This window comes from Candidatus Omnitrophota bacterium, from assembly GCA_013791745.1.
Classification (GTDB): Bacteria; CG03; CG03; order CG03; family CG03; genus CG03.
Genome location: VMTH01000140.1, coordinates 1 through 6364, shown reverse-complemented (window position 1 = coordinate 6364; position 6364 = coordinate 1). Strand labels below are relative to the sequence as shown.

Below are 6364 nucleotides of genomic sequence, written 5' to 3'. Positions count from 1 at the left end.
CTCAAGCGCCTGAGGCACCATGATCTTTTTGTTCTGACTGTTATCAAAAGGAGCACCATTCTCCTGTTTGGCGTTTGTCGATGTAAACAGCGTATGCGCAGTTTTAAGGTTATCGAAACCATTAGCACCAGTCAGAGCCAGCGCCAACCCATTGTAATAGGTTGAACCGTTCTTCGCAGTCCTAAGATTGTCACTTAAATTGATTGCACATACAGCATCATAAGCCAGTTTGCCATAGGAAGGCGTGTTATTCTTTGTCGCGTTGTCATAAACATCGTGTCCAAGTATAACTCCACCATAATTAAACAAATCTGTCGCCAGACTTTCTTTCGTGTTCTCGATAGCCGCGGGCATATTACTCTTGATGTAATCGCGAATAAAATTCTTTACCCTCGGAAAATCAGCGTCAAGCTCAAACGTCACGGGCGATTTACCATAAAATCTCTTTTTGGCAATGTAAACCGTGAACCCTTCTGAAGCCTGATACTCCTGTATCGAGCCACCTTCTTCCTTCTGGGGAAGCTTGTCAATCGCTATCGCACTTGTCATCTGGGCGAATGAGCCCTTGATTTCCGACAACGGCTTGACCGTCATAAACTTAGGGTAAATAGGCGAATAGCTTTTGTAAAACGGGTCTGCCGCCTCCCAATACCATTCGTGCATATCTGCCGCCATTCCTTTTATAAATGTACTTCTATCCATAATAACCTCCTACGTTACTTACTGCTACGCGGCTTAAATTACGCCGGCTTCTGCTGTGATACCAAGTCTAACGGCTAATCTGACATACACGGTCTGCGCGTCGACATCAAAGCCGACTATCTGCAAAATATCATCCGTGCTTGTTCCAATATCAGCCATCTGTATATTGTCAGTTGTAACTATGTCACACACATCACCAACGAGCAAAAGACCCTCTGCTTCTGTGAAAGCGGCATCAACGGGCATTTCATACACAGCTTCCCTTGATATGTTCAGAGGAACTTTCTCAGCAGAAGCCACAGCGCTTGATGTGTATTCACCAACACTCGCCCAACCAAACGGAATTTCGCCCGTAGCAGTGATGTTAAAAACACCTGCCGCATTCGTCATAAACTTGCCGCTCTTGTATTTGAAAACCTGCGAAGCCGCAAGAGGCACTCCCTGAGAGAGCAACACATCCGGCCCGTATTTCTTACCATAATTCATATCCATAATAACCTCCTGTTATTTTTGACTTTTCAAAGCCATGTTTCTTTTTTCAATGATAGTCCTTGCTCTTTTAAGGTCGATTCCGTGTAATGCAGAATACTTCTTGGCTTCTAATTCGTTTCCGTCGCTTAACGCGACTGACGCACCTGAAGCCGGAGAAGTTTCAATCGCCGAACCGCTTTTTTCCTTCTTTCCAAGCAATTCACGCAAATGTTTCTTCTGCACCCTTGCAACCGCGACATCTATCACTACCGGGTTGCTTGCCAAAATTGGGTCGTATGTGTCGAGTTCAGCGTTTATCTCTACCTTATATTTTGCTATAAGTCCGAGATCATCTTCCGCTTGCAGGTTTCTTAGGATTTCCGCTCGCGTATTCTTGGCGGCGGTCATCTTCAAGGTGTTTATCTCACCCATAAGTTCCCTGTTACTCTCTTGAGCCATAAACTTGACCGTTTTCAGTAGCTCATCTACCATTTCCGGCTCATAGTTCATGTCAGTTAGCTTTTGCTTGAAATCGCTTACTGCGACATCTTTTTCTACGCTCGAAGTCTTGGACTGGATGCTTTTCTTCATCTCCGCAAGCTCTGTTTCCAGAATCTGCGTTCTTTTCTCGTTCTCCGCTAACTTCCGGTCTTTTTCAGCCAGTCTGTTTTTAAGCGGAACGCCTTTTTCATCCACTTCCTCTTGTGATACACCGGTCTCACCCTCCGGGGCGGGAGTCACAATTTCTTCGGGCTTCTCTTCTGCTCTCTCTAACTGTTCCACATCTGAAAGCTCATCCCATTCTTCTTTTGACAATTTCATAAAATCCTCCATTCTCGCCTACATTTTTGTAACCCGTATGAGGGGATAGCGATAATGTCCTTCTGTGCTTAGGTTGTTCCTTTTCTGTCCAATATTAAGTTATTTTAGAGTTATTTCTTTTCGCAGGTAATCAATCTTTCCCGGCGAAATGGAAACCGTTATCTTGCCGAAGTTGTTCTCCGTCAACATATCAGTTAATAACTCTATAACTTTTTTAATATCTATATTATTGTTACTTGTCTTTTGCGTTTTGTCAATACCCATTATTCTATTTCCTTTTTAGCGTCTTCAAATTCTTTGACTATTGCTATCGGATAATCCAGTATCGTTTCTATCAGCTTTATACACGCCGCCGACGCTGTTGCGTTACCACCGCACAATGTAGTATCAAGCATTATCTGTTTATATTCATCGCTTACTTTCTTTAAGTAACTTGTGTATAGCGGATATTTTTCATCCTGAAACAGTCCGTAGAATTCTAACGACAATGCCTTTATCTCTTTTAATCTGCTCTCACGGCTCTGCTCTTTATTGCTGATAACATTATTCTGTGTTAATACTTTTTTGCGATATTCCAACCGCTCTATTGACTTCTGCTTTATTGTTTTGAATATATTATCCATTGGGTTGTCCTTGCTGTGGCATCATCATTTCCGACATAGTCTCCATAATCTCTGAAAGAGGGATTTCCCCCATCTGTGCTAATCTCTCCGGCGGCAACAATGATAGCTGTTGCAACAGCGGATTTACATTAACATCGGGCAATAACTCTTTTTTATGCTTCTCAATGCTCCCACCTATCGCGTCTATAAACGCCGACAATATTATGTTCCTCTTTGCAGGGTCTTGCATCACATCAGGAAACAATCCGAGAAACTCCGCGAACTGGTTTATCATTTGCAGTTCAAACGCTTTGTTTAAGCTGATTTCAGTTCCGTGAGGCACATACCTCAACTTCTTGTCTCTCGTGTCTGTATTGACCTGTTTATCCCCGCTATTGAAGTAATAACGGTCATCCGGCTTAAACTGCATATATAAACTATCCACCTGCTGCGCTAACTCTGAATTACCCAACTGCAATTCCCTGATATAATCATCTATTCTTTCATTCCCTGCGCTCAACAGCATTGCCGTCTTTGAAGCAGGGGCGTGGGGATCAGCCGGAGATTCACCGCCACTCATGCCCGAAGATACCCCGCTCAACTTTTCGTCTAATCTCATGCCTAAGCTCAATAAATTATAATGCTCGCTTGAGAATGGCGTTAGATTAAGATTCGTCAATGTTCCGCCTGTTTGAGCGTAATACAATGAGCCGGGGCCGGCGTCAGGCGGTATAACAACCTTGCCTGTAACTACTTTCGGCGGATTCTGATGTAAATCAGCCATATTATATACAGAGTTCCATAATCTATCAATCATCTCTGAACTCTCTTTTGACCTCTCGGCTAATCCGTATCCATAAAAACTGTCGTCTCTGGGTATAATGTAATACGGAATATAATATATCCTTGCGTGCCAATACGGAAAGTGTATAATCCTCAATATCGCCTTGCTGTCATCATCTATCGTTACTACATATCTGCGGAAACTTCCCTTCTTCTCAATATCAGAATAGAGTATGGTTTCGTAATGAGTATATGTTTCTTCCTGATATTTCTCGCCCTTTGACTTCTTTATCTGCTCAACGCCTTCTTCATCATAATACTCTGCATCAAGTTTTCTCTGTATATCCATCCAAGTAAGAACGCGTTTCTCTGATATAACTTTCTGCCTATACATATCCTTGATAGTAGGTCTTACATAGAAATCCTCTATCGGCACCTGATACGGCCTCGGCGCGGAATACCTGATTATACTCTCTGTTATCTTCGTGCTTATCTCTTGCCCAGACGCCAGTAGTATTAAATTCTTTGCGAACTCTTCCTCGTCAACTTCGTATTTCAAGCTGTCAAGTTTGTATTTATCTATATCATTCGGCTTGTATCTTTTCAGGAAATCAAACTCCTCTTCCTGATTGTCAAACGGCACTTTCAATATGCTTGTTCCCTGTATCGTTGCTTTTCTATACAGCGGACTATACATATTCTGGACTTCAACTTCTTTGCGCAATCTGTAATCAAGCCAGTCCTCGTGGTCTCTCAAATTAGCAGGAACTATTCCTTCTTCGCTCGGTTCAAGTATTACTATCGGCTTTGCCTCAAGCGTTTGCTTCTTTGCTTTCAGCGTCGTTATATCTACTGACACAAGTAATTGATTGATATGATATTGCGCTGACCCCGACCATATCTCTGATTTCCTTTCAAATGTGCCGTCATATAACATTTGTCCGGCTTCCCAATTATGCTCTAAGTTTTGCTCGTCTCTCTCTTTTTGTATTTGCTGTAATCCTGTTTCAATCTCTGCTGTGACTTGTAATTTCTGCTCGTCGTTCAATTTCACTTTTATAATATCGTTATTCATTTTTCGCAAATCCCCCTCGACGTTTAATACGTTAAACACATATTCTCTTTTCTAAACATATTCAACGTTCAATACATATTGAACATTCTGAAAAGTAAATAGCATATGCCGCGAAACCTGTCAATAGGGAAAATCATCTCATCTTTCCTCTCGGCATTACCACGACATTACCGGTTATCTTATTCCCCCTAATCACTATGAGGTTCGCACCAACTCCCTGCGTCTTATAATAATACTTCGGGTAGATTACATACATCGAGACGACGCCCAATAAAATAAGCAATGCTATTTTTATATGCTTCATTTTGATTTCTCCTGCTGTGTCTTTACATAATCTCTTATACATTCTTCTCGCGTTGGAATTTGCCATATAACCCAGAACATAATACCTACGGCTATAATAAGCAATATCGTTTCCGGTCTATTGCCGCAACCCATCATTCTCTCGTATTTAGTAATCATTTTATCTTGCTCCGCACTAACTCCGCTATCGCCATATTTATCCTGCCGACTAAATTATACATCTCCATTTCACCCTTCGGCAATATCCCCCTAACCATTAAATCGCCACTCTTAGTTAGGTATATCTCCAATATCTTCTTGTCTATACTCGCCTCTAATTTAACTTCTTTACGACCCATTGCCCGTCTCATCTGCCTGCTCAACTTCTCAAACACCTTCCCCCCTTCGTCTTGCTATTCCCGGCTGATATTCTGTGTCTACTTCGTAGCTCTGCGCCGTGTCTATCGTCATAAATCTATATGCGACTGCGAGGTAGCGCCCTGAATCTGAATAGTGTTCTGACCAGTCCTTGTGAGGAATCGGCATAAAATCCTTTCTCTTCGCGTCGTAATGCTTATGATACTGCAGCCACGCTTCTAACATCGGCTTGCAATTCTTATCATCTATCCAGAATTGATTGAACAACTGCCTCATAGCGTTGATTCCTACATCTATTCCCAGCTTTGGCACTATCAGCACGTTCTTAAGCCCTGCGTCCTCTGCTATTGATTTAAGCGATGTTCCTGTGGCTATTTGAGTAGGGTCTGCATCGTGCGGCATAAAGTGTGCGCCATAGATATACGGCTTTTGCTGTAATAACCTCACGAAGTCGTTTATACTACTTCCACCGCCAGACAGGCAATCTATGAGATGTATTTCCTTCCCTATCTTCTGACTGAATATAATAGCCATGTGGTCTTTCTTGCCTATATCCCAATGCGTATGGACTGGAAACCCCGCCTGATATGGCACTGAACATATACGGTTATCTTCGCGAGCCGTCTTAATAACATCAGAGTAATAAGAGCCAAGCATCCCCGATTCAGGATTACAGAAATACTCCTGCTGTATTAAATCCTCGCTCATGCCCTCGTCTCTTTCCTTTTGTATATCTGCCTGACTTATTACAGGTAGTCCGTTTGGCAATCTTGTGTCGTTTATAGTTGAAACTTCGCAAAACCATTCAGGATTGTCTTTAGCCATTTCATATAAATCAAAACCGTGATTTTTACCACGAAAAGTATAAATAAATGCCGCCCATCCCTTATTCTCTCTTAATATAGGCCTGAAATAATCCCACGCCGCCGGATCCTGTAATGAAAATTCACTAAATCCCATGCCGATAGGATTAGTTCCCATATACGAATTGTAATTATCTGAACCACCTAACTGAAATATAGAGCCGTCTTTAGTTGTTATTTTCATTTCAGATTCGTTTTTCTTTTTTATGTAGTCTTTCGGGAAATGCTGAATAAATGGGAATCCATCATAGTCCATACCGTCCCATATTGCTTTTCGGGCTTGAGTAATCTCTGGAAACATATAAAAGTATGTCCCGCGGCGCTCCGGCATTTTGCTTATCATCAAATTTAATAGGTTTTTATCCTTCCCCCACCGCCTGTGCGCT

7 protein-coding genes are annotated in these 6364 nt (G+C 42.1%); all 7 read right to left on the bottom strand.

Annotated features, from left to right (window positions below; translation table 11 throughout):
- A partial coding sequence (locus FP827_06695) for a hypothetical protein (GenBank protein MBA3052756.1) occupies positions 1 to 702 on the bottom strand: 702 nt, incomplete at its 3' end.
- 33 nt (positions 703 to 735) lie between these two features.
- On the bottom strand, positions 736 to 1194 hold the full coding sequence (locus FP827_06690; GenBank protein MBA3052755.1) for a hypothetical protein: 459 nt from the start codon (positions 1192 to 1194) through the stop codon (positions 736 to 738).
- A 12-nt stretch (positions 1195 to 1206) separates the two neighbouring features.
- A complete protein-coding gene (locus FP827_06685; protein ID MBA3052754.1) occupies positions 1207 to 1995 on the bottom strand; it encodes a hypothetical protein in 789 nt (262 codons plus the stop codon).
- Between the two features lie 263 nt (positions 1996 to 2258).
- Positions 2259 to 2618 (bottom strand): hypothetical protein, encoded by a 360-nt coding sequence (locus tag FP827_06680; GenBank protein MBA3052753.1) that lies wholly within the window; start codon positions 2616 to 2618, stop codon positions 2259 to 2261.
- A complete protein-coding gene (locus FP827_06675) occupies positions 2611 to 4455 on the bottom strand; it encodes a hypothetical protein (protein MBA3052752.1) in 1845 nt (614 codons plus the stop codon). The genes FP827_06680 and FP827_06675 overlap by 8 nt, the downstream gene beginning before the upstream one ends.
- A 458-nt stretch (positions 4456 to 4913) precedes the next feature.
- Positions 4914 to 5132, bottom strand: coding sequence for a hypothetical protein (locus FP827_06670; protein ID MBA3052751.1), 219 nt, complete (start codon positions 5130 to 5132; stop codon positions 4914 to 4916).
- Positions 5125 to 6324 carry a hypothetical protein gene (locus FP827_06665; protein ID MBA3052750.1) on the bottom strand — a complete coding sequence of 400 codons (1200 nt, stop codon included), beginning with the start codon at positions 6322 to 6324 and terminating at the stop codon, positions 5125 to 5127. Before FP827_06665 ends, FP827_06670 begins: the two co-directional genes overlap by 8 nt.
- Positions 6325 to 6364: the final 40 nt, after the last annotated feature.

Coding starts and splice junctions, on each gene's coding strand:
- FP827_06690 (MBA3052755.1), bottom strand. CDS start 1,194: ATGGATATGAATTATGGTAAGAAATACGGGCCGGATGTGTTGCTCTCT.
- FP827_06675 (MBA3052752.1), bottom strand. CDS start 4,455: ATGAATAACGATATTATAAAAGTGAAATTGAACGACGAGCAGAAATTA.
- FP827_06680 (MBA3052753.1), bottom strand. CDS start 2,618: ATGGATAATATATTCAAAACAATAAAGCAGAAGTCAATAGAGCGGTTG.
- FP827_06685 (MBA3052754.1), bottom strand. CDS start 1,995: ATGAAATTGTCAAAAGAAGAATGGGATGAGCTTTCAGATGTGGAACAG.